This is a genomic window from Nonomuraea sp. NPDC003201 (assembly GCF_053590415.1).
Map to the genome: position 1 here is coordinate 1 of NZ_JBSFTC010000046.1, position 26,139 is coordinate 26,139.

Consider the following 26,139-nt stretch of genomic DNA (forward strand, 5'->3'; position numbering starts at 1 on the left):
CGCAGCGCCTGCGCCGCCAGGTGCAGCGCCACCAGCGACGACGAGCAGGCCGTGTCGACCGAGATCGCCGGGCCCTCGAGGCCGAGCGCGTACGCCACGCGGCCGGAGACCACGCTGCCGAGCGCCTCGGCGCGGAAGTAGTCGTGGTACATGACGCCGGCGTAGACGCCGGTCCGGCTTCCGCGCACGGAGTTCGCGTCGATGCCGGCGCGCTCGAACGCCTCCCAGCACGACTCCAGGAACATCCGCTGCTGCGGGTCGGTCCCGAACGCCTCACGTGGCGAGATCGCGAAGAAGCCGGCGTCGAAGTCGGCCGCGTCGTAGACGAAGCCGCCCGTCCGGGCCGTGGTCGTGCCCGGGTTGTCCGGGTCGGGGTGGTAGAGGTTCTCGTCCCAGCCGCGGTCGGTGGGGAACTCGGAGATCGCGTCGACGCCGTCGGCGACGAGCCGCCACAGCTCCTCGGGCGAGGTGACCCCGCCCGGGTAGCGGCAGGCCATGCCGACGATCGCGATCGGCTCGTGCTCCCGGCCCTGGATCTCCCGCAGTTGCTGCCTGGTTTGGTGCAGGTCGGCCGTGACCCGCTTCAGGTAGCCCCGGAGCTTGTCTTCGTTTGCCATCGAACGTAGCCCTTCTGAGCCGCTGCAACTGTCAAGAGATCTCGAGCTCGTTGTCGATGAAGGCGAACATCTCGTCGTCGCTGGCGGACTCGAGCTGGTCCGCGACGTCCGACTCGCCCGTGCCGTTCAGGCCCGACAGGAGCTCTTTGAGGCGTGCGGTGAGCCTGGCGCGCACCGTGCTGTCCTCGGCGAGTGTGGTCAGTGAATCCTGGATCTGGTCCAGCTCCGCGAAGATCCGCAGGATGCCGGCCTCCTCGTTCTCCGCCCCGGCTTCGCCGAAGTACCCCATGAGGTGGTCGGTCAGGGCCACCGGGGTGGGGTAGTCGAAGACGAGGGTGGCGGGCAGCCGCAGGCCCGTGGCCCGGCCGAGCTGGTTGCGGAACTCGACCGCGGTCAGGGAGTCGAACCCGAGGTCCTGGAACGGGCGCTGCGGGTCGATGGCGGATCCGTCGGAGAACCCGAGGACGGCCGCCACCTGGCCGCGGACGGTGTCCGACAGCGCCGACCGGCGCTCGGCCGGCTCCATCGCGGACAGCCGCTCGGCGAGCCCGTCGGTGGCGCCGGCCCGCCGCATGGAGGTCCGCGCGCTGGCGCGGGCCTGGACGAATCGGGCCGGGATGAGCAGCGACCGGCCGGACGTGACCGCGGTGTCGAACAGCTCCAGCCCGTCGGCCGCGGACAGCGGCGCCACGCCCATGCGAGCCAGGCGGCGCAGGTCGGCCTCGGTCAGCTCGCCGGACATGCCGCCCTGCTCCCACAGCCCCCAAGCCAGGGACGTGCCCGCCAGCCCTTCGGCGGCCCGCAGCTGGGCCAGCGCGTCGAGGAACGCGTTCGCCGCGGCGTAGTTGCCCTGGCCCGCTCCTCCCAGCGCTCCCGACATCGAGGAGAACAGCACGAACGCCCGCAGGTCGAGCCCTCGCGTCAGCTCGTGCAGGTGCCAGGCGGCATCGGCCTTGGGCCGCAGGACCGTGTCAAGACGCTCGGACGTCAGGGACGTGATCACCCCGTCGTCCAGCACGCCGGCCGTGTGCACGACAGCGGTGAGCGAGTCCGCCACCCAGGCGACCGTCGCCGCCAGCGACTCACGGTCGGCCACGTCGCAGGCCGCCACCTCCACCTCGGCGCCCAGCTCCGAGAGCTCGGCCACCAGCTCGGCCGCGCCCGGCGCCCCCAGGCCGCGACGGCTCACCAGCACCAACCGCCTGACCTCGTGCTCGGTGACCAGATGGCGGGCCACCAATGCGCCCAGCCCACCCGTGCCACCGGTGACCAGCACCGTGCCCTCCGGCCCGAACACCGGACCCTGATCCTCCAGATCCGTGGCCCGGCCCAGGCGCGGCACCCACAGCTCGCCCGCCCGCACCGCGAGCTGCGACTCGCCCGACGCCAGCGCCCGGCCGATCACGTCCTCGGACGTGTCGCCGTCCAGGTCAAGCAGCACGAACCTGCCGGGCTGCTCGGCCTGCGCGGCCCGCACGAGGCCGCCGACCGCCGCCTGGGCGAGGTCCGGGCTCTCGCCGTCGGTGGTGGCGAGGGCGCCGCGCGTGAGGATGACGAGCCGGGACGACGCGAGGTGCTCCTCCGCCAGCCAGCTCTGCAGCAGTTCGAGGACGCCGTGCGTCGCCGCGTGATGGTCCTGCCCGGCGGAGGGGCCGGTCAGGACCGCCTCCGGGAGATCGGCCGGGTCGTGCAGCGAGACCAGAGTGGCCAGGTCCGGATAGGTGACGCGGCCGGTGCCGAGGTCGTCGGCACCGAGCAGCGCCCAGCGCGGCGTCTCGGACGCGGGCGCGTCTGCGAGCCGGGTCCACTCGATCTGGTGCAGGGTGCCCTGGTTCCCGCCGCCTTGCCGGCCGCCGGCCATCGGGCGCAGGGTGAGGGTCTCGACGGCGGCGACCGGCGCGCCGAGCTCGTCGGCGATGCTCAGCGTGATGGCCGCGCCACCGACGTTGGCGATCCTGACGCGCAGGCTGGTCGCTCCCGCCGCGAGCAGGGACACGCCCGACCACGCGAACGGCAGGTACGGCCGCCCCCGCTCGGGCCGCGGCAGCAGACCGCCCAGGGCGGTGGCGTGCAGCGCGGCGTCCAGCAGGGCGGGGTGCAGCACGAACCGGCCGGCGTCCGCGTGCGCCTCCTCGGGCAGGACGATCTCGGCGAACACCTCGCCGCCCCGCTCCCAGGCGCTTGTCAGCCCCTGGAACGTCGGCCCGTAGTCCAGTCCGATCGCGAGCATGTCGTCGTAGAGGTCCTGGACCGGGACCGGCTCCGCGCCTGCGGGCGGCCACTGCCGCAGGTCGATGTCCGGCTCGGGCACGGTCGCGGTGAGCGTGGCCTGGGCGTGCTGGGTCCACTCGGTCGCGTCCTGCGTACGGGAGTGGATCGCCAGCGACCTGCGGCCCGGCTCCTCGGTGGCGGTGGACACCAGCTGGAGCTGGACGCCGCCGCCCTCGGGCAGGACCAGGGGGGCCTGCAGGGTGAGCTCCTGCAGGTGCGGGCAGCCGCTCTCGTCCCCGGCCCGGACGGCCAGCTCGACGAGCGCGGTGCCCGGCACGATCACGCTGCCGCCCACGACGTGGTCGGCCAGCCAGGGGTGCGTGGCGACCGACAGCCGCCCGCTGAAGATCACCGTCTCGCCGCCGGCCACCTCGGTCGCCGCGCTGAGCAGCGGGTGCTCGACGGCGCCCAGGCCCGCGATGGTGACGTCGCCGGTGTCCGGGCCGGGCAGGAGCCAGTAGCGCTCGTGCTGGAAGGCGTACGTGGGCAGGTCCACCCGGGACGGGCGGGCCGGCGCGAAGAACGCCTCCCAGTCGACGGCGACGCCGTTCGCGTGCATCCGGCCCAGGGCCTCGACGAACGTACGGGTCTCGTCGCGGTCCTTGCGCGCGGCGGGTACGAAGGCGCCGTCCTCCAGGCTCTGCTGGGCCAGCGCGGTCAGAGTGGTGTCCGGACCGACCTCCACCCACACCTTCGCCCCGGCGGCACGAGCAGCCGCGACCCCGTCGGCGAACCGCACGGCCTGGCGCACGTGCTCCACCCAGTAACCGGGGTTGGTCAGCTGACCCGGCTCGGCCAGCCGGCCGGTGAGGTTGGAGACGATCGCGACCGTCGGCTCGTGGTAGGTCAGACCGGAGATGGCCTGCTCGAAGTCGGCCAGCATCGGCTCCATCAGCGGGGAATGGAAGGCGTGCGAGACCCGCAACCTGCGTGTCCGAACGCTGACCCGCTCCTCGATCTCCGCGATCTTTTGGGCGTCTCCGGAGATCACCACGGCTGCGGGGCCGTTGACCGCCGCAATCCCGACCTGGCCCTCCAGCAGGGGCAGGACCTCTGCCTCGGGCGCGGCGATCGCGAGCATCGCGCCGCCGGTCGGCAGAGCCTGCATCAGCCGGGCCCGGGCCGCGACCAGGGCGCACGCATCGGCCAGCGAGAAGACCCCGGCCACGTGCGCGGCGGCGATCTCTCCGATCGAGTGACCGACCAGCACATCCGCGCGGATGCCGAAGGACTCCAGCAGCCGGTACAAGGCGACCTCGAAGGCGAACAGCGCGGGCTGGGTCATCCCGGTCTCGTTCAACACCCCGTCGGGGTCGTCGAACATGACTTCACGGATCGGCAGGAGCTGGTTGATCTCCTCCAGCGCCTCGGCGAAGACCGGGAACGCCTCGGCCAACTGTCGGCCCATCCCGACCCGCTGGCTGCCTTGACCGGCGAACAGCAGTGCCAGTTTGGCCCGCGAGCGCACCAGCCCCGTCTGGATCCTCGGCTCGTCCGGGCTGCCGTCGGCCAGCGCCGCCAGCGCTTCGAGCAGTTCGGCGCGGTCCGCGCCGGTGATCACCGTGCGGTGCTCCAGCACCGACCGGCCCGCCGCCAGCGACCAGCCGACGTCGGCCACGTCCAGCTCCGGCCGCGACTCGATCCAGGAGCGGAGCCGTCCGGCCTGCGCCGACAGCGCCTGCTCGCTGCGTCCCGACAGCACCCACGGAACCATCGGCAGCTCGCCGGCGGGCTCCGGCTCGGGCGCGACCGGGGACTCCTCCAGGACGACGTGGGCGTTCGTGCCGCTGATGCCGAAGGAGGAGATGCCGGCGCGGCGCGCGTGCCCGTTCCGCTGCCACGGCTGCGCGTCGGTGAGCAGCCGCACCGCGCCCGCCGTCCAGTCCACGTGCGTGGACGGCTCGTCCGCGTGCAGGGTCTGCGGCAGCGTCTCGTTCCGCAGCGCCATCACCATCTTGATCACGCCCGCGACGCCCGCGGCGGCCTGGGAGTGGCCGATGTTCGACTTGATCGAGCCGAGCCACAGGGGCTGGTCCCGCTCCTGGCCGTAGGTCGCGATCAGCGCCTGGGCCTCGATCGGGTCGCCGAGCACCGTGCCCGTGCCGTGCGCCTCGACCGCGTCCACGTCCGCGGCCGACAGTCCGGCGTTGGCGAGGGCCTGGCGGATCACCCGCTGCTGCGAGGGGCCGTTCGGGGCGGTCAGGCCGTTGCTGGCGCCGTCCTGGTTGACCGCGGATCCGCGGACGACCGCCAGCACCTGGTGGCCGTTGCGCCGCGCGTCCGACAGCCGCTCCACCAGCAGCATGCCCGCGCCCTCCGACAGCCCGACGCCGCCCTCGGCCTCGCCGAACGCCCTGCACCGGCCGTCCACGGAGAGGTTGCGCTGCCGGGCGAACTCGATGAACGTCCACGGGGTGGCCATCACGGTCACGCCGCCGGCCAGCGCCAGGTCGCAGTCGCCCGACCGCAGCGCCTGCACCGCCAGGTGCAGCGCGACCAGGGACGACGAGCACGCGGTGTCCACGGTCATCGCGGGGCCCTCGAAGCCGAAGGTGTACGACACCCGGCCGGAGGCGACGCTGCCCGAGTTGCCGGTGCCGATCAGGCCTTCCAGCTCTTCCGGCACCGAGGACAGCTGGGACGCGTAGTCGTGGTACATCACACCGGCGAACACACCCGTCCGGCTGCCCCGCAGCCCGTGGGGGTCGATTCCGGCGCGTTCGAGCGCTTCCCACGAGGTTTCGAGCAGCAGCCGCTGCTGCGGGTCCATCGCCAGCGCCTCACGCGGCGAGATCCCGAAGAAGCCGGGGTCGAACTCGGCGGCGTCGTACAGGAAGCCGCCGTGCCGGGCGTACGAGGTGCCCCGGTTGCCGGGGTCCGGGTCGTACAGCCTGTCCAGATCCCAGCCGCGGTCCGCCGGGAACTCGCCCACGGCGTCCCCGGCCTGCGCCACCAGCCGCCACAGGTCCTCGGGCGAGGCGACCCCGCCGGGGAAGCGGCAGGCCATGCCGACGATCGCGATGGGCTCGTCGTCGGCCGCCGACGTCCGTGCCGTGACGGCGACCTCATGCGTACCCAGCAGCTCGCCGGACAGGAACCTGACGAGCGCCGCCTGGGTGGGATAGTCGAAGACCAGCGTCGCCGGCAGCCGGATGCCCGTGACCTCGCTGAGCCGGTTGCGGAACTCCACCGCCATCAGCGAGTCGAAGCCCAGCTCCTGGAACGACATGCCCTCGTCGAGGGCCGACCGGTCGGCGAAGCCGAGCACCACGGCCAGCTGATCGCGTACCAGGTCTTCCAGCACGGACTGCTGTCCGGCCGGCGGCAGGCTCGCCAGCTGCTGCTTCAGCGTGGCGGCGGCCTCCGACGCGGCCGTCACCACGCGCCTGGCGGGACCGGACACGAGCCCGCGCAGCAGCGGGGGCAGCATGTCCGCGTGGGCGCCGAGGACCTTGAGGTTCAGCTGGGCGGGGACCAGCGTGGCCCGGTCGGTGCCGAGCGCGGCATCGAGGAGGGCCAGCCCGTCCTCGGCCGACAACGGGTCGACGCCGGAGCGCGCGAGCCGCCGCAGGGCGGCGTCGTCGAGCTCCGCGAGGCCGCCTTCCCTCCACAGGCCCCAGGCCAGCGAGATCGCGGGCAGCCCGTGTGCTCTGCGGTGCTCCGCCAGGGCGTCCAGGTACGCGTTCGCCGCCGCGTAGTTGCCCTGGCCCGCGCCTCCCATGACGCCTGCCAGGGAGGAGAACAGGACGAACGCGGACAGGTTCAGATCGCGGGTGAGCTCGTGCAGGTGCCAGGCGGCGTCGGCCTTGGGCCGCATGACCGTGTGGAGCCGTTCGGACGTGAGGGAGGTGATCACGCCGTCGTCCAGGACGCCGGCCGCGTGCACGACGCCGGTCAGCGAGCCCGCCACCGAGGTCACCACCGCCGCCAAGGCCGCACGGTCGGCCACGTCGCAGGCGGCGACGCTCACCTCCGCGCCCAGCGCGGACAGCTCGGCCACCAGGTCCGCGGCCCCCGGAGCATCCGGCCCGCGCCTGCTGACCAGCACCAGACGACCCACCTGGTACGCCGTGACCAGGTGCCGGGCCACCAGCGCGCCCAGACCGCTCGTACCGCCGGTGACCAGCACCGTCGACTCCGGCCCGAACGCCGGCTCCCGGCCTTCCGGCACCGCCGCCCGCGCCAGGCGCGGGACCCGCGCCTCACCGGCCCGCACGGCCACCTGGGCCTCGTCGCCGGCCAGTGCCCGGCCGATCACGTCCTCGGGCGTGTCGTCGTCCAGGTCGAGCAGGACGAACCGGCCGGGCTGCTCGGCCTGCGCGGCCCGTACCAGACCCCAGATCGCCGCCTGTGCCGGATCCGGCACATCCGCCGGACCGGCCGCCACCGCGCCACGCGTGACGACCGCCAGCCGCGACGACGTGAACCGCTCGTCCGCCAGCCACTCCTGCAGCAGGTCCAGCGTCTCGTGCACACCGGCCGGAGCCGCCACCGGCACGCATTCCGGAACCGTCCCGGCCTCGGGGAGCCCTGCCAGGATCTCTCGCGCGTCGCCCGTCGGGCTCAACTCCACCGGCACCCAGTCGACCTGGAACAGCTTGTTCCTGCTCCTGGCCGCCGGGGTGGTCTCCAGTTGACCGGTGGACACCGGACGTACCGCCAGCGAGGCGACCGTGGCCACGGGCAGGCCACCCGTATCCGTCAATGTCACGGAAACCGCGCCCTGTGCCCGCAAGGAGATCCGTACGCGGAGCTTCGTGGCACCGGAGGCGTGCAGCGCCACGCCGCTCCAGGCGAACGGCAGGGACGGGCGGCCGGGCTCCGCGTCCGGCGCGAACCCGCCGAGCGCGGTGGCGTGCAGCGCCACGTCGAACAGCGCCGGGTGCAGCCCGAACCGGGCCGCGTCGCGCGCCATCTCCTCCGGCAACGCCAGCTCGGCGAAGACCTCGTCGCCCTTGCGCCATGCGGCCCGGAGCCCGCGGAAGGCGGGGCCGTAGCCGAGGCCCATGGCGGCGAACTGGTCGTACAGGCCGTCCAGCGCCACCGCCTCTGCTCGTTCCGGCGGCCAGACGCTCTCGGGCTCCGGCGCCGTCACGCCGGCTCGCGTCAGCGTTCCGGCGGCGTGCTGGGTCCAGGGCTCGTCCTGCGCGCCGTGGAGGCGGGAGTAGATCCCCAGCCGCCGTCGGCCGTCCTCGTCCGGGGCACTGACGGCCACCTGGAGCTGGACCGCGCCGCGCTCGGGCACGACGAGCGGCGCCTGCAGGGTCAGCTCTTCGAGCAGGTCGCAGCCGGCCTCGTCGCCGGCCCTGATGGCCAGCTCCACGAAGCCCGTCCCGGGGAGGAACACCTGCCCGTTGACGGCGTGGTCGGCCAGCCACGGGTGGGTGGCGATCGACACGCGGCCGGTGAGGACCACTGCTCCGCCGTCGGCGAGGCCCGTGACCGCGCCGAGCAGCGGGTGTCCCGTGGCCCACAGGCCGAGGCTCTCCGCGTCGCCGGCACCGGCCGACTCCAGCAGCCAGAAGCGCTGGTGCTGGAAGGCGTAGGTGGGCAGTTCGACCTGGTTCGGGCGGGCGGGCTCGTACACACCGGCCCAGTCGATCTCCGCGCCGCGTACCCACAGCTCGGCGGCGCTGGTCCACAACCTGCGTAGACCGCCGTCGTCGCGGCGCAGCGTACCCACGACGACCGCCTCGGCGCCGGCCTCCTCGACCGCCTCGCGCATCCCGATCTGCACCACCGGATGCGCGCTGACCTCGACGAAGAACCGGAAGCCCGAACCCGCCAGCTCACTCACCGCGGGGGTGAACCACACCGTCTGGCGCAGGTTCTCGTACCAGTACGCGGCGTCCACCTCGGTCCCGGTCAGCCAGCACTGCCGGACGGTCGAGTACCACGGCACCTCGCTCGTTTGCGGGGTGACCGGGGCCAGCAGCCTTGCCAACTCGTCCTCGATCGCCTCGACATGGGCCGAATGCGAGGCGTAGTCCACCTCGATCCGCCGCGCCCGCACCCCCTGGGCCTCATAGCCGGCGATCAATTCGTCAATGGCGTCCGCGTCTCCTGACACCACCGTCGAGGAAGGTCCGTTGACGGCCGCGATGGAGATCCGGTCGTCCGCGGTCACTTCTGCGGCCGGTAGCGGGATCGATGCCATGCCGCCTTGTCCGGCCAGTGCCACGATGGCCTGGCTCCGCAGCGCGACCACCCGGGCGCCGTCCTGAAGCGACAGCGCGCCCGCCACCACGGCGGCGGCGATCTCCCCTTGGGAGTGACCGACCACGGCGGATGGTGTCACTCCGAGCGAGCGCCAAACCTCGGCGAGGGACACCATCACGGCCCACAGGACCGGCTGCACCACATCGACCCGGTCCAGGCCTTCCCCGCTACGCAGCACATCGGTGAGGGACCAGTCCACGAACTCCGACAGCGCCGCCTCGCACTCCGCCATCCGCGCGGCGAACACCGGGGAGTCGTCCAGCAGCTCGACGCCCATGCCGAGCCACTGCGACCCCTGACCGGGGAAGACGAACGCCGTCTTGCCACCCGGCCCGGCCACGCCCCGCACCGCGCCTTCATCCAGCCTTTCGAGCCGGGCCAGCAGTTCCTCCTGGTCGGCGCCGATCACCACCGCGCGGTGGTCGAACGCCGAGCGGCCGAGCAACGACCAGCCCACATCTGCCGGTCGGATCCCGGACACCGCATCGGCCAGCCGGCCCGCCTGCGCCCGCAACGCCTCCGCGCTGCGGCCCGACAGCACCCACGGCACCACCGGCGGCTCGTCAACGGGCTCGGGCTCCACCGGGGCCTCGATCGGCGGCTCCTCCAGCACCACGTGCGCGTTCGTGCCGCTGACGCCGAAGGAGGAGACCGCTGCCCGGCGCGGGCGGTCCTGCCGGTCCCACGGCTGGCGCTCGTTCAGCAGTTCCAGCGCGCCCGCCGACCAGTCCACGTGCGGGCTGGGCTCGTCCGCGTGCAAGGTCCTGGGAAGTACGCCGTTCCGCATCGCCATGACCATCTTGATGACGCCCGCCGCGCCGGCGGCGGCCTGCGTGTGGCCGATGTTCGACTTGATCGAGCCGAGCCACACCGGCTGGTCCCGCTCCTGGCCATAGGTGGCGAGCAGCGCCTGGGCCTCGATCGGGTCACCCAGCGGGGTCCCCGTGCCGTGCGCCTCGACCACGTCCACGTCGTTGGCCGACAGCCCGGCGTTGGCCAGGGCCTGGCGGATCACGCGCTGCTGCGAGGGACCGTTCGGCGCCGTCAGGCCGTTGCTGGCGCCGTCCTGGTTGACCGCCGTACCGCGAACGACCGCCAGCACCTGGTGGCCGTTGCGCCGCGCGTCCGACAGGCGCTCCACCAGCAGCACCCCGATGCCTTCGCTCCAGCCGGCGCCGTCCGCCTCGGCCGAGAACGCCTTGCAGCGGCCGTCGGTGGACAGTCCGCGCTGCCGGCAGAACTCGATGAACGTGCCCGGCGTCGCCATCACGGTCACGCCGCCGGCGAGGGCCAGGTCGCACTCACCGGACCGCAGCGCCTGCACCGCCAGGTGCAGCGCCACCAGCGACGACGAGCACGCCGTGTCCACGGTCACCGCGGGGCCCTCGAAGCCGAAGGTGTACGAGACCCGGCCGGAGGCGACGCTGCCCGAGTTGCCGGTGCCGATCAGGCCTTCCAGCTCTTCCGGCACCGAAGTGAGCTGAGAGGCGTAGTCGTGGTACATGACGCCGGAGAACACGCCGGTCCTGCTGCCGCGCAGCCCGTGCGGGTCCATTCCGGCCCGCTCCAGGGCCTCCCACGAGGTTTCGAGGAGCAGCCGCTGCTGCGGGTCCATCGCCAGCGCCTCACGCGGCGAGATCCCGAAGAAGCCGGGGTCGAACTCCCCCGCGTCGTACAGGAACCCGCCGTGGCGTACGTAGGAGGTGCCCCTGGTGTCGGGGTCGGGATCGTATAGCTTGTCCAGGTCCCAGCCGCGGTCGGTGGGGAACTCCCCGATCGCGTCCGTGCCGGAGAGCACGAGCTCCCACAGACCCTCGGGAGACACCACGCCACCGGGATACCGGCAGGCCATCCCCACGATCGCGATCGGCTCGTCGTCGATCACCGTCCGGGCCACGGTGACGGACGCCGCGGACGCGGCTCCCGTCAGCTCCGAGTCCAGGTAATCGGCGACCGCGGCGGCGGTCGGGTAGTCGAAGACGAGGGTGGCGGGCAGGCGCAGCCCGGAAACGGCGTTCAGCCGGTTACGCAGCTCCACCGCGGTCAGCGAGTCGAAGCCCAGCTCCTGGAAGGCGCGATCGGGCTGCACCGCGTCCCCTGAGGCGTGGCCCAGGACGGTCGCCACTTCCTGGCGTACCAGCTCCAGCAGCACCTGCCGGCGCTCCGCCGGCTCCAGACCCGCCAGCCGCCGCCCCAGCGCCGACGCGTCCGAGCGCGCCACCCGCCGGGCCGAGCCGCGTACCAGCCCGCGCAGCAGGGCCGGAAGGCCGTCACCCCGCGAACGCAGCGCCTGCGCGTCGACCCGCAACGGCACCAGCACCGCCGCCTCCGCGGCCACGCCCGCGTCGAACGACGCCAGGCCCTCGTCCACCGACAGCGCCGGCAGCCCCTGACGCCGCATCCGCTCCAGGTCGGCCTCGCTCAGCCAGGCGCTCAGCCCGGTCTCGGCGTCCCAGAGCCCGTACGCCAGGGACGTCGCCGGCAGCCCCAGCGAGCGACGGTGCACCGCCAGCGCGTCCAGGAACACGTTGGCCGACGCGTACGCCCCCTGCCCCGCCGCCAGCACCAACCCGCCGGCCGACGAGAACAGCACGAACGCCGACAGGTCCAGTTCGCGGGTCAGCTCGTGCAGGTGCCAGGCTCCGTCGGCCTTCGCCCCCAACACTCCGTCGATCCGCTCGGCCGACAGCGAACCCACCAGCCCGTTGTCGGCCACGCCCGCCGCGTGCACCACGCCGACCAGCGGATGCTGCTGAGGGACGGAAGCGATCGTCTCGGCCAGCGCGTCCCGGTCGGCGACATCGCAGGCCGCCACCGACACCTCGGCCCCGAGCTCGCCCAGCTCGGCCACCAGATCGGCCGCGCCCGCGGCCGCCGGCCCGCTGCGGCTGGCCAGAAGCAGGTGCCGCACTCCGTGGGTGACCACCAGGTGCCGGGCGACCAGCGCGCCGAGCCCGCCGGTGCCACCGGTCACCAGCACGGTGCCGTCCGGCCCGAACGCCGGTGACCCGCCTTCCGCGCTCGCGGCCCGCGCGAGCCGCGGCACCCACACCTCGCCCTCGCGCACAGCGGCCTCGGGCTCCCCGGAGGCGACCACTGCGCCCAGAGCGCGCCAGGACTCCTCGCCGCCGTCCACGTCCACCAGGACGAACCGGCCCGGGTTCTCGGCCTCGGCCGCCCGCACCAGCCCCCATACCGGGGCCAACCCGACGTCCACGGACTCGTCGGGCCGCACCGCCGCCGCGCCACGCGTGACGATGACCAGCCGCGACGACGCGAACCGCTCGTCCGCCAGCCACTCCCGCACCGACTCCAGGACGGGACGGATGGCCTGCCGTACGGCGGTGGGGACGTCCGTCGCGGGGTCGGTGGCCGGGCACTCCAGGAACGCCCACTCCGGCACCGCGTCCCCCAGAGCCGCCAGGTCCGGGTATTCACCCACTTCGACGGGCGCTGCCGGAACCTCGGCCGGCTTCGTCCAGGTCACCTGGTAGAGGGGGTTCTGACCCGTTTGCAGCTGGCCGGTGGACAGCGGCCGGACGGTGAGCGCGTCGATGTCGGCCACCGGAGCGCCGGTGCCGTCCGCGATGGCCAGCGAGACGGAGGTGCTGCCGGCGGCGGTGTTCTTGGTGGCCTTTACGCGCAGGCCGGTCGCTCCGGTCGCGTGCAGCGACACTCCCGACCAGGCGAAGGGCAGGAACGGCTGACCCGGCTCGGGCGTCGGCAGCAGATCGCCCAGTGCGCTGGCGTGCAGCGCGGCGTCCAGCAGGGCCGGATGCATCCCGAACCGCGCCGCCTCGGCGTGCGCCTGGTCCGGCAGCGTGATCTCGGCGAACACCTCGCCCGGCCGGGTCCACGCGCTCGTCAGGCCCTGGAAGAGCGGGCCGTACTCCAGGCCGATCCCCGCCAGGTTCTCGTACAGGTCCTCGACATCGACCGGCACCGCGTCCGCCGGCGGCCACTGCGCCACGTCGAAGCCCGGCTCCGCGGCCGTGGCCGCCAGCACGCCGTCGGCGTGCCGGACCCACTCGTCCCCGTCACCGGACCGGGAATGAATGCTCACCGACCGCTGGCCGGACTCCTCCGCCGCGCCGACCACCACCTGCAGCTGTACGCCGCCCTCGGCGGAGACCACCAGCGGGGCCTGCAGGGTCAGCTCCTGCAGGCACGAGCAGCCCACCTCGTCACCGACACGAACCGCCAGCTCCACCAGGCCCGCGCCGGGAAGCAGAACCATGCCGTTGACCAGGTGATCGGCCAGCCAGGGCTGCGTGGCCAGCGACAACCGGCCGCTGAAGACCACCGACTCGCCACCGGCCACCTCGGTCACCGCGCTCAGCAACGGATGATCGACGGCGCCCAGCCCGGCCGCGTCCACATCGCCGGTGCCCTGAGCGGCGGGCACCCAGTACCGCTCCCGCTGGAAGGCGTAGGTGGGCAGGTCCGCCCGCTGCGTCCCCACGGGGGCGAAGAACGCCTCCCAATCGACGGTCAGACCACAGGCGTGCATCCGTCCCAGGGCTTCGACCAGGGTACGGACCTCGTCGCGGTCCTTGCGGGCAGCGGGGATGAACACGCCGTCGGCGATGCTCTGCTGAGCCAGCCCGGTCAGCACTCCGTCCGGGCCGACCTCCAGGAAGTGGCTCGCCCCGGCGGCCGTCACTCCGTCGGCGAACCGCACGGCCTGGCGCACGTGCTCCACCCAGTAGCTCGGGGTGGTCAGCTGGCCTGGCTCGGCCAGTTGGCCGGTGAGGTTGGAGACGATCGCGACCGTCGGCTCGTGGTAGGTCAGACCGGAGATGGCCTCCTCGAAGGACGCCAGCATCGGCTCCATCAATGGCGAGTGGAAAGCATGGGAGACTCGCAGCCTGCGTGTCCGAGCGCTGACCCGCTCCTCGATCTCCGCGATCTTTTGGGCGTCTCCGGAGATCACCACCGCAGTCGGGCCGTTGACCGCCGCAATCCCGACCTGGCCCTCCAGCAGCGGTACAACCTCCGCCTCGGGTGCCGCGATCGCGAGCATCGCGCCGCCGGTCGGGAGTGCCTGCATCAGCCGGGCTCGGGCCGCCACCAGGGCGCATGCGTCGGCCAGCGAGAACACCCCGGCCACGTGCGCGGCGGCGATCTCCCCGATCGAGTGACCGACCAGCACATCGGCGCGGACCCCGAAGGACTCCAGCAGCCGGTACAAGGCGACCTCGAAGGCGAACAGTGCGGGCTGGGTCATGCCGGTCTCGTTCAACACCCCGTCCGGGTCGTTGAACATGACCTCGCGGATCGGCAGGAGCTGGTTGATCTCCTCCAGCGTCTCGGCGAACACCGGGAACGCCTCGGCGAGTTGCCGGCCCATCCCGACCCGCTGGCTTCCCTGACCGGCGAACAGCAACGCCAGCCTGCCACCAGAGCCACTCTCGGAAACCACGTCCGAGGCCAGCGCCCGCAACCCGGCCAGCAGCTCCTCACGGTCGGCGCCCACCACGACCGCACGCTGCTCCAGCACCGCCCGGTTCAACGCCAGCGCCGCGCCCGTACCGGCGATCGAGGTCTCCTCCGAGACCCACGACTCCAGACGCCGGGCCTGGGCCTGCAGCGCTTCGGTGGTCCTGGCCGAGATCAGCCACGGCACCATGGGCAGAACCGCGTCATCACTCGCGACCTCGGCGTCAACCTGCTCGATGATCACGTGAGCGTTCGTGCCGCTGATGCCGAACGAGGAGACCGCCGCCCGCCGCGGCCGGTCCTGCCGCTCCCACGGGCGGGCCTCGGTCAGCAGCTCAACGGCACCCGCAGACCAGTCCACGTGCGGCGACGGCTCGTCCACGTGCAAGGTCCGGGGCATGAGGCCACGGCGCATGGCCATCACCATCTTGATGACCCCGGCGACACCGGCCGCGGCCTGCGTGTGGCCGAAGTTCGACTTCAGCGACCCCAGCCACAGCGGCTGCTCCCGGTCCTGGCCGTAGGTCGCGAGGAGCGCCTGGGCCTCGATCGGGTCGCCGAGCTTGGTGCCCGTGCCGTGCGCCTCGACCACATCCACGTCCCCGGCCGACAGACCAGCGTTGGCCAGCGCCTGCCGGATCACCCGCTGCTGGGAAGGACCGTTCGGAGCCGTGATCCCGTTGCTCGCACCGTCCTGGTTGATCGCCGAGCCCTTGACGACCGCCAGCACCTGGTGCCCGTTGCGGCGGGCGTCCGACAGCCGCTCCACCAGCAGCACGCCGGCGCCTTCGCCCCAACCGGTACCGTCCGCCGCGGCGGCGAAGGACTTGCACCTGCCGTCCGTGGCCAGGCCGCGCTGGCGGGAGAACTCGATGAACGTGCCCGGCGTCGACATCACCGTCACACCACCGGCCAGCGCGAGGTCGCACTCACCGGACCGCAGCGCCTGCGCCGCCAGGTGCAGCGCGACCAGGGACGACGAGCAGGCGGTGTCCACGGTCACGGCCGGGCCCTCGAACCCGAACGTGTACGACACCCGCCCGGACACCAGGCTGCCGCCGCTGGTCGACGCCGGAGTGCCCAGCCCGTAGTCGTGATACATCACACCGGCGAACACCCCGGTCCGGCTGCCGCGCAGCGCGACGGGGCTGACACCGGCGCGCTCAAGCGCCTCCCACGAGGTCTCCAGCAGCAGCCGCTGCTGCGGATCCATGGTCAACGCCTCGCGCGGCGAGATCCCGAAGAACCCGGGGTCGAACTCGGCGGCCTCGTACAAGAACCCGCCGTGGCGTACGTAGGAGGTGCCCTTGCTCTCCGGGTCGGGGTCGTACACCCTGCCGAGGTCCCAGCCACGGTCGGTGGGGAACTCCCCGATCGCGTCCGTGCCGGAGGAGACGAGCTCCCACAGACCTTCCGGAGACACCACGCCACCCGGGTAACGGCAGGCCATCCCCACGATCGCGATCGGCTCGTCGTCGATCGCCGTCCGGGCCACGGCGACGGACGCCGCGGACGCGTCCCCCGTCAGCTCCGAGTCCACGTAATCGGCGACCGCGGCGGCGGTCGGGTAGTCGAAGATCAGCGTGGCCGGCAGGCGCAGCCCGGTGACCGTGGCGAGCCGGTTGCGGAACTCGACCGCGGTGAGGGAGTCGAAGCCGAGATCCTGGAACGTCCGATCGGGCTGTACCGCGTCGGCCGAGGCGTGGCCCAGGACGGTCGCCACCTCCTGGCGCACCAGGTTCGACAGTGCCGACTGCCGTTCGGCCGGCTCCATGGCGGCCAGCCGGTCCGCGAGCCCGTTGACCGCGGCGGCCCGCCGCGGCTGGGTGCGAGCGCTCCTGGCCTGCGCGAACCGCGCCGCGACCAGCACCGGCCGGTCGGAGCACAGCGCGGCGTCGAAGAGCGTCAGGCCCTCTGCCTCCGACAGCGGCTTCAGCCCCACGCGCTCCATGCGGCGCAGGTCGGCCTCGGTCAGCTCCTCGGTCATGCCGCCCGTGTTCCACAGGCCCCAGGCCAGCGAGATCGCGGGCAGCCCCTGTGCTTTGCGGTGCTCCGCCAGGGCGTCCAGGTACGCGTTCGCCGCCGCGTAGTTGCCCTGGCCAGGGCCACCCAGCACCCCGGCGATCGAGGAGAACAGGACGAACGCCGACAGATCCAGATCCCGGGTCAGCTCGTGCAGGTGCCAGGCGGCGTCGGCCTTGGGCCGCATGACCGTGTCGAGCCGTTCGGACGTCAGGGAAGTGATCACGCCGTCGTCCAGGACACCGGCCGCGTGCACGACACCGGCCAGCGGGCGCTGCATGGAGGCGATCAGCTCGGCAACGGCGTCACGGTCGCTCACGTCGCAGGCGGCCACACTCACCTCGGCGCCCAGCGCGGACAGCTCCGCCACCAGCTCTGCGGCCCCCGGAGCGTCCGCGCCCCGCCTGCTGACCAGGACCAGATGCCCCACCTGGTACGCCGTGACCAGGTGCCGGGCCACCAGCGCGCCCAGGCCACTCGTACCACCGGTGACCAGCACGGTCGACTCCGGCTCGAACACCGGCCTCAGGCCCTCGGGCACCGCCGCCCGGGCCAGGCGCGGCGCCCGCACCTCACCGGCCCGCACCGCCACCTGGGCCTCGCCACAGGCCAGCGCCCGGCCGATCATGTCCTCAGGTGTGTCGTCATCCAGATCGAGCAGCACGAACCGGCCCGGCTGCTCGCCTTGCGCGGCCCGTACCAGACCCCACACCGCCGCCTGCGCCGGATCCGGCACATCCGCCGGACCCGCCGCCACCGCGCCGCGCGTGACGACGACCAGCCGCGACGACGTGAACCGCTCGTCCGCCAGCCACTCCTGCAGCAGGCCCAGCACCTCATGCACTGCTCCCCGTCCTACCGGGGCCGCCACCAGCACGCACTCCGGAACCGTCCCGGTTTCGGCGAGTCCCTCAAGCAATGCCCATGTGGGCGCCTGCGCCGCGGGATCGGCCGGAACCGTGCTCCAATCGAGGTGGTGCAGCGACTCGAGGCTGTTCCTCTTGGCCGCGGCGAGCTGGTCAGCCGAGATCGGGCGTACGGCGAGCGACTCCACCGACAGGACCGGAGCCCCGGTGGGATCGGCGATGGTCAGAGCGATGGCGTTGTCGCGCAAGGGGGAGATCCGCACCCGTACGCCGGTCGCGCCGGCCGCGTGCAGATCCACTCCGGCCCAGGAGAACGGGAGGACCGTCGGCCCGTCCCCGGCGACCAGTTGCGCGTGCAGCGTGGCGTCCAGCAGAGCCGGGTGGATCCCGAAGCGTCCCGCGTCGCCGAAGGCCTGCTCCGGCAGCGCGACCTCGGCGAACATCTCTTCGCCGCGCCGCCAGGCCGCCTGCAGCCCCTGGAAGACCGGCCCGTACTCGTAACCGCGGTCCAGCAGCATGTCGTAGGCGTCTGCCACGTCGATCCCGACGGCATCGGACGGCGGCCACTGCTCCAGCCTGGACGCCGACACCGACACCGGCGGAGCCGTGGTCAGCGCGCCTTCGGCATGCCCCGTCCACGCGCCCGCGGCGTCGGTCTCGACACGGGAGTGGATCGAGACCGGCCTCGTCCCGGACTCGTCGCTCGCGCCCACCACGACCTGCAGCTGACAGCTGGCGTCCGCAGGCAGCAGCAGCGGCGCCTGAAGAGTGAGCTCCTGCAGGCGCGAGCAGCCCACTTCGTTCCCGGCGTGCAGCGCCAGCTCCAGGAACGCCGTGCCGGGGAGCAGGATCGTGTCGCTGACCATGTGATCGGCCAGCCAGGGCTGCGTGTCCACCGACAACCGGCCGCTGAAGACCACGGACTCTCCGGCGGCCACTTCGGTCATGGCGCCCAGCAGCGGATGGTCCACGTCCGCCAGCCCGACAGAACTCATCTCACGGGCCTCGACCTGCGCATTGACCCAGTACCGCTCCCGCTGGAAGGCGTAGGTGGGCAGGTCTACGTGCCTGGCCGGGGTCAGCACCGCTGTCCAGTCCACGGTGATGCCGTGGGTGTGCAGCCGGCCGAGCGCCTCCACCAGCGCGCGGACCTCATCCCGGTCCTTGCGGGTGGCAGGGATGAACACCCCGTCGGCGATGCTCTGCTGGGCCAGCCCCGTCAGAACCCCGTCCGGGCCGACCTCCAGGAAGCAACCGGCCTCCGCAGCCGTCACCCCGTCGGCGAACCGCACGGCCTGGCGCACGTGCTCCACCCAATAGCTCGGGCTGGTCAGCTGCCCCGGCTCGGCCAACTGGCCGGTGAGGTTGGAAACGATCGCGACCGTCGGCTCGTGGTAGGTCAGACCGGAGATGGCCTCCTCGAAGTCGGCCAGCATCGGCTCCATCAACGGCGAATGGAAAGCATGCGAGACCCGCAACCTGCGCGTCCGAACACTCACCCGCCCCTCGATCTCCGCGATCGCCTCGGCATCTCCGGAGACCACCACCGCAGCCGGGCCGTTGACCGCCGCGATCCCGACCCGGTCCCCCAGCAGCGGCAGAACCTCCGCCTCGGGTGCCGCAATCGCGAGCATCGCGCCGCCGGTCGGCAGAGCCTGCATCAACCGCGCCCGAGCCGCCACCAAGGCGCACGCATCGGCCAGCGAGAAGACTCCGGCCACGTGCGCGGCGGCGATCTCCCCAATCGAATGCCCGACCAGCACATCCGCGCGGATGCCGAAGGATTCCAGCAGCCGATAAAGCGCGACCTCGAAGGCGAACAGCGCCGGCTGGGTCATCCCGGTCTCGTTCAACACCCCATCCGGGTCGTCGAACATCACCTCACGAATCGGCAGAAGCTGGTCGATCTCCTCCAGCGCCTCAGCGAACACCGGGAACGCCTCGGCCAACTGCCGGCCCATCCCGACCCGCTGACTCCCCTGACCGGCGAACAGCAACGCCAGCCGACCACCAGCCGCCACCTCCGGGGAACCCTCGGCCACCGCCCGCAACCCGGCCAGCAGCTCGTCACGGTCAGCGCCCACCACGACCGCACGCTGCTCCAACACGGCCCGCCCCGTGGCCAACGACCAAGCAGCATCGGCCGTCTTCAGCTCCGGCCGCTCCTCCAGCCACGACGCCAGTCGAGACGCCTGAGCCCTGAGCGCCTGCGGATCCTTGGCCGAGACCACCCACGGCACCACCGGCGGCTCGTCAACAGGCTCCGACTGCTCGTCTGCCCCCGGCCCCTGCTCGATGATCACATGCGCATTGGTGCCGCTGATCCCGAACGAGGAGACCGCCGCACGACGGGCGTGCCCGTTCTGCTCCCACGGCTGCGCCTCGGTCAGCAGCTCAACGGCACCGGCCGACCAGTCCACATGCGGCGACGGCTCGTCCACGTGCAAGGTCCGGGGCATGAAGCCGTTCTGCATCGCCATGACCATCTTGATCACGCCACCGACACCGGAGGCGGCCTGCGTGTGACCGAAGTTGGACTTCAGCGACCCCAGCCACAGCGGCTGGTCCCGCTCCTGGCCATACGTCGCGATCAAAGCCTGCGCCTCGATCGGGTCACCCAGCGTCGTACCAGTCCCGTGCGCCTCGACCACATCCACATCAGCGGCCGACAAACCAGCGTTCGCCAGGGCCTGGCGGATCACCCGCTGCTGGGAAGGACCGTTCGGAGCTGTGATCCCGTTGCTCGCGCCGTCCTGGTTGATCGCCGAGCCCTTGAGGACCGCCAGCACCTGGTGACCGTTGCGCTGAGCGTCCGACAGCCGCTCCACCAGCAGCACACCGACACCCTCACCCCAACCCGTCCCATCCGCCGAGGCCGAGAACGCCTTGCACCGCCCATCCGCCGCCAGCCCCCGCTGCCGCGAAAACTCGATGAACATCCCCGGCGTCGACATCACCGTCACACCACCGGCCAGCGCCAGATCGCACTCACCGGACCGCAACGCCTGAGCAGCCCAATGCAAAGCCACCAACGACGACGAACACGCCGTGTCCACGGTCACCGCCGGGCCCTCCAGCCCCAACGTGTAGGAGACCCGACCCGACACCAAACTCCCACCACTGGTGTTCGCCGGAGTCCCCAACCCGTAGTCGTGATACATCACACCGGCGAACACACCCGTCCGACTGCCACGCAACCCGTGAGGATCGATCCCCGCCCGCTCAACCGCCTCCCACGACGTTTCGAGCAGCAACCGCTGCTGCGGATCCATCGCCAACGCCTCACGCGGCGAAATCCCGAAAAACCCCGAATCAAACTCCGCCGCGTCATACAAGAACCCGCCATGCCGCGCATACGACGTCCCACGGCTGTCCGGGTCCGGGTCGTACAGCTTCTCGAGGTCCCAGCCGCGATCGGCGGGGAACTCCCCCACCGCATCCCGACCCGAGAACACCAACTCCCACAAACCCTCCGGCGAAACCACACCCCCCGGATACCGGCACGCCATCCCGACAATCGCGATCGGCTCGTCCGTCGCCATCGTGGTGGCCACCACGGCCTCCGACGACCGCCCACCGGCCAGCTCACCCGCCAGATACCCGGCCACCGCCTCAGCCGTCGGAAAATCGAACACCAACGTCGCCGGCAACCGCAGCCCGGTGGCGGCGATCAGCTGGTTGCGGAACTCCACGGCGGTCAGCGAGTCGAAGCCCAGCTCCTGGAAGGCGCGATCCGGCTGGACCGCGTCCATCGAAGCGTGTCCGAGCACCTTGGCGACCTGCTGCCGGACCAGCTCCAGCAGCATCCGGTCCCGCTGGTCGGCCTCCAACCCCGCCAGCCGCCGTGCCAGCCCCGTTCCCGCCGCACGCGCCACCTGCCGCGCGGGACCGCGTACGAGCCCGCGCAACAGCGCCGGAAGCCCTTCGCCGCGGCTCCGCAGGGCCGTCGCGTCCACCCGCAACGGCACCAGCACCGCCGTGTCACCGGCCGACCCGGCGTCGAACAGCGCCAGCCCCTCCTCCACCGACAGCGCCGGCAGGCCCTGACGCCGCATGCGCTCGAAGTCGGCCTCGCTCAGCGCGCCGCCCATGCCCGCGTCGGTGTCCCACAGGCCGAACGCCAGCGACGTCGCCACCAACCCCATCGACCGCCGGTACGACGCCAGGGCATCCAGGAACACGTTCGCCGCCGCGTAGTTGGCCTGCCCCGCCGCCAGCACCAGACCCCCGGCCGACGAGAACAGCACGAACGCCGACAGGTCCAGACCCGCCGTCAGATCATGCAGATGCCACGCAGCTGCCGCCTTGGCCCCCAGCACCCGCGCGAGCCGCTCCACCGACAGCGACCCCACCAGGCCGTTGTCACTCACCCCGGCCGCGTGCACCACCCCGGTCAACGAGTCCGCCACCGAAGCGACAACGCGGGCCAGCGCCTCCCGGTCGGCCACGTCGCAGGCCTCGACCGCGACCTCGGCTCCCAGCTCGGCCAGCTCCGCCACGAGGTCGGCGGCGCCGGGCGCCTCCAGGCCACGCCGGCTCACCAGCACCAGCCTGCGCACTCCATGCGCCGTCACCAGGTGCCGCGCCACCAGGGCACCCAGTCCACCCGTGCCACCGGTCACCAGCACCGTGCCGTCCGGGCCGAACACCGGCTCGCCCGCGGACACCGCTGCCTTCACCAGCCGGGGAACCCTCACCTGCCCGTCGCGAACAGCCGCCTCCGGCTCTCCCGAAGCGACCACCGAACCCAGGGCACGCCACGACTCCGCGCTGCCGTCCACGTCCACCAGTACGAACCGGCCCGGATTCTCCGCCTCGGCCGCCCGTACCAGGCCCCACACCGGGGCCGTGCCGACGTCCAGGCCCTCGGCGGCCTGTACGGCCACCGCACCACGCGTCACCACGACCAGCCGCGACGACGTGAACCGCTCGTCGGCGAGCCACTCCTGGATCACGCCCAGGGCCTCGGCGGTGATCTCGTGGACGGCGTCGAGGACCTCGCCCTCCGGCGCGGACACCACGTACGTCACGGCCTCGGGCACGGCGGCATCCTCGGCGACGGCCGTCAGCTCGGGCAGCTCCTCGACCCCGGCGGGGGCGAGCGAGAGCGGTGTCCAGTCCACGCGGAACAGCGCGTCGGCGTGGTCGCCGCGAGCGGCGGTGAGCTGACCGGCCGAGACGGGCCGCACGGCCAGCGACTCGACCGACAGCACCGGCGCGCCGTCGGCGTCGGCGATGGTCAGGGCGATGGAGGTGTCCCGGATGCGGGAGATCCGCACCCGGACGCTGCTCGCGCCTGCCGCGTGCAGCCGCGCTCCGCCCCAGGAGAACGGCAGGACGGTCTGCCCGTCCCCGGCGATCAGCTGCGCGTGCATGGCGGCGTCCAGCAGGGCGGGGTGCAGTCCCGACCTGGCCGCGTCGGCGTGCGCCTGCTCGGGCAGCGCGACCTCGGCGAACACGTCGCGATCTCGGGACCAGGCCGCCTGCAGACCCTGGAAGACGGGCCCGTACTCGTATCCCATGTCCAGGAGGAGGTCGTAGGCGTCGGACACGTCGATCACGGCGGCGCCGGACGGCGGCCACTGCTCCAGCCCTTCCACGGGCGCGGGCGCGGCATCGGCCAGCGTGCCATCGGCGTGCAGCACCCAGGGGGCGTCGCCGTCGGCGCGGGAGTGGATCGAGACCGGCCGCACTCCGGCGTCGTCACCGCTGCCGACCAGCACCTGCAGCTGGCGCCCGCCGTCGGCGGGCAGCAGCAGCGGTGCCTGAAGAGTGAGCTCCTGTACGACCGGGCAACCGACCTCGTCCCCGGCCTGCAACGCCAGCTCCAGGAACGCCGTTCCGGGCAGGAGAATCGTGCCGTTGACGGCGTGGTCGGCCAGCCACGGCTGCGCGGCCACGGAGAGCCGGCCGCTGAAGATCACGGACTCGCCGCCGGCGATCTCGGTCACCGCGCTCAGCAGCGGGTGATCGATTGCCGCGAGCCCGGCCCCGGCCATGTCCCCGGCGTCGGCCCGCGCCGACATCCAGTACCGCTGGTGCTGGAAGGCGTAGGTGGGCAGATCGACCTGCCCGGTCGGTGCCAGTACCGCGGTCCAGTCCACGGCGATGTTGTGGGTGTGCAGCCGGCCGAGCGCCTCGATCAGAGAGCGGACCTCGTCGCGGTCCTTGCGGCTGGCAGGGATGAACACACCGTCGGCGATGCTCTGCTGAGCCAGCCCGGTCAGCACCCCGTCCGGGCCGACCTCCAGGAAGTGGCTCGCCCCTGAAGCCGTCACCCCGTCGGCGAACCGCACAGCCTGGCGCACGTGCTCCACCCAGTAACCGGGACGGGTGAGCTGGCCTGGCTCGGCCAGCCGGCCGGTGAGGTTGGAAACGATCGCAAGAGTAGGCTCGTGGTAGGTCAACCCGGAGATGGCCTCCTCAAAGGACGCCAACATCGGCTCCATCAACGGCGAATGGAAAGCGTGCGAGACCCGCAACCTGCGCGTCCGAACGCTCACCCGCTCCTCGATCTCCGCGATCTTTTCAGCGTCGCCGGAGACCACCACCGCAGCCGGACCGTTGACCGCCGCAATCCCGACCCGGTCCCCCAGCATCGGGAGAACCTCCGCCTCGGGCGCGGCGATCGCCAGCATCGCGCCGCCCGCCGGCAGGGCCTGCATCAACCGCGCTCGGGCCGCCACCAGAGCACACGCATCCGCCAGCGAGAACACACCGGCCACGTGCGCGGCGGCAATCTCACCGATCGAATGCCCGACCAGCACACCCGCCCGGACCCCCAAGGACTCCAGCAGCCGATACAGCGAGACCTCGAAGGCGAACAACGCCGGCTGAGTCATCCCGGTCTCGTTCAACACCCCATCCGGGTCGTCGAACATCACCTCACGGATCGGCAGGAGTCGGTCGATCTCCTCCAGCGCCTCAGCGAACACCGGGAACGACTCGGCCAACTGCCGGCCCATACCGACCCGCTGGCTCCCCTGGCCGGCGAACAACAACGCCAGCTTTCCGCCAGAACCACTCCCGGAAACCCCATCCGAGACCAGCGCCCGCAACCCGGCCAGTAACTCGTCACGATCCGCACCGACCACGACCGCACGCTGCTCCAGCACGGTACGACCGGTCGCCAGCGTCCACGCGACCCCGGCGGTGTCCGGCTCCGGGCGTTCCTCCACCCATGACGCGAGCCGCTCGGCCTGCCCGGCCAGCGCCTCGGGCGTCTTCGCCGAGATCAGCCACGGCACCACCGGCAGCCCCGTGCCGTCGCCGGCGACCGCGTCGGTCTCCTCACCCTGCTCGATGATCACATGCGCGTTGGTGCCGCTCACCCCGAACGACGAGACGGCGGCACGGCGCGGATGATCCTGAACGTCCCACGACCGGGCCTCGGTCAGCAGCTCGACGGCCCCGGCTGACCAGTCCACATGTGGGGACGGCTCGTCCACGTGCAAGGTCTGCGGCAGCACCCCGTGCCGCATCGCCATGACCATCTTGATCACGCCACCCACCCCGGCCGCAGCCTGGGAGTGACCGATGTTCGACTTCAGCGACCCCAGCCACAACGGCCGGTCCCGCTCCTGGCCGTAGGTCGCGATCAAAGCCTGCGCCTCGATCGGGTCACCCAAGCTGGTCCCGGTCCCGTGCGCCTCGACCACGTCCACGTCCCCGGCCGCGAGCCCGGCGTTGGCCAGGGCCTGCCGGATCACCCGCTGCTGGGAAGGACCGTTCGGCGCGGTCAGGCCGTTACTGGCGCCGTCCTGGTTGATCGCCGAGCCCTTGACGACCGCCAGCACCCGGTGGCCATTACGCCGCGCGTCCGACAGTCGCTCCACCAGCAGCATGCCGACACCCTCGGCCCAGCCCGTGCCGTCCGCCGAAGCCGAGAACGCCTTGCACCGCCCATCAGGGGACAACCCGCGCTGCCGCGAGAACTCCACGAACGTGCCCGGCGTGGCCATCACCGTGACACCGCCGGCCAGCGCCAGATCGCACTCCCCCGATCGCAGCGCCTGAACCGCCAGGTGCAACGCCACCAGCGACGACGAGCACGCCGTGTCCACGGTCACCGCCGGGCCCTCGAACCCGAACGTGTACGCCACCCGGCCCGAGGCGATGCTGCCCGAGTTGCCGGTCCCGACCAGGCCCTCCAGTTCCTGGGGCACGGAGGACACCTGAGGGGCGTAGTCGTGGTACATCACCCCGGCGAACACGCCGGTACGGCTGCCGCGCAACCCCGCCGGGTCGACACCCGCCCGCTCGATCGCCTCCCACGACGCCTCCAGCAGCAACCGCTGCTGCGGATCCATCGCCAACGCCTCACGCGGCGAAATCCCGAAAAACCCCGAATCAAACTCCGCCGCGTCATACAAGAACCCGCCATGCCGCGCATACGACGTCCCACGGCTGTCCGGGTCCGGGTCGTACAGCTTCTCGAGGTCCCAGCCGCGATCGGCGGGGAACTCCCCGATCGCGTCCCCGCCCGTGGCCACCAGGTCCCACAGGTCCTCCGGTGACAGGACCTCGCCCGGGTAGCGGCAGGCCATTCCGACGATCGCGATCGGCTCGCGCGCCGCCTCGGCGAGAGAACGGTTCTGCGCACGCAGCCGTTCCGTCTCTTTCAATGAGGAACGCAGGGCCTCGATGAGCTTGGTGTCGTTCGCAGCCATTCTCGCCTCGTACTCTTCCTGCAACCGAAAGGGGGA

General features: G+C 72.4%; 2 protein-coding genes. Both read right to left on the reverse strand.

The genetic code is table 11. From position 1 onward, the window contains the following. Positions 1–617: beta-ketoacyl synthase N-terminal-like domain-containing protein (locus ACWDX9_RS19155; protein WP_449955492.1), on the reverse strand; the 617-nt coding region annotated here is incomplete at its 3' end. A 31-nt stretch (positions 618–648) separates the two neighbouring features. Beyond that, complete coding sequence (locus ACWDX9_RS19160; protein ID WP_449955495.1) at positions 649–26,103, reverse strand: SDR family NAD(P)-dependent oxidoreductase; 25,455 nt, start codon at positions 26,101–26,103, stop codon at positions 649–651. Positions 26,104–26,139: the final 36 nt, after the last annotated feature.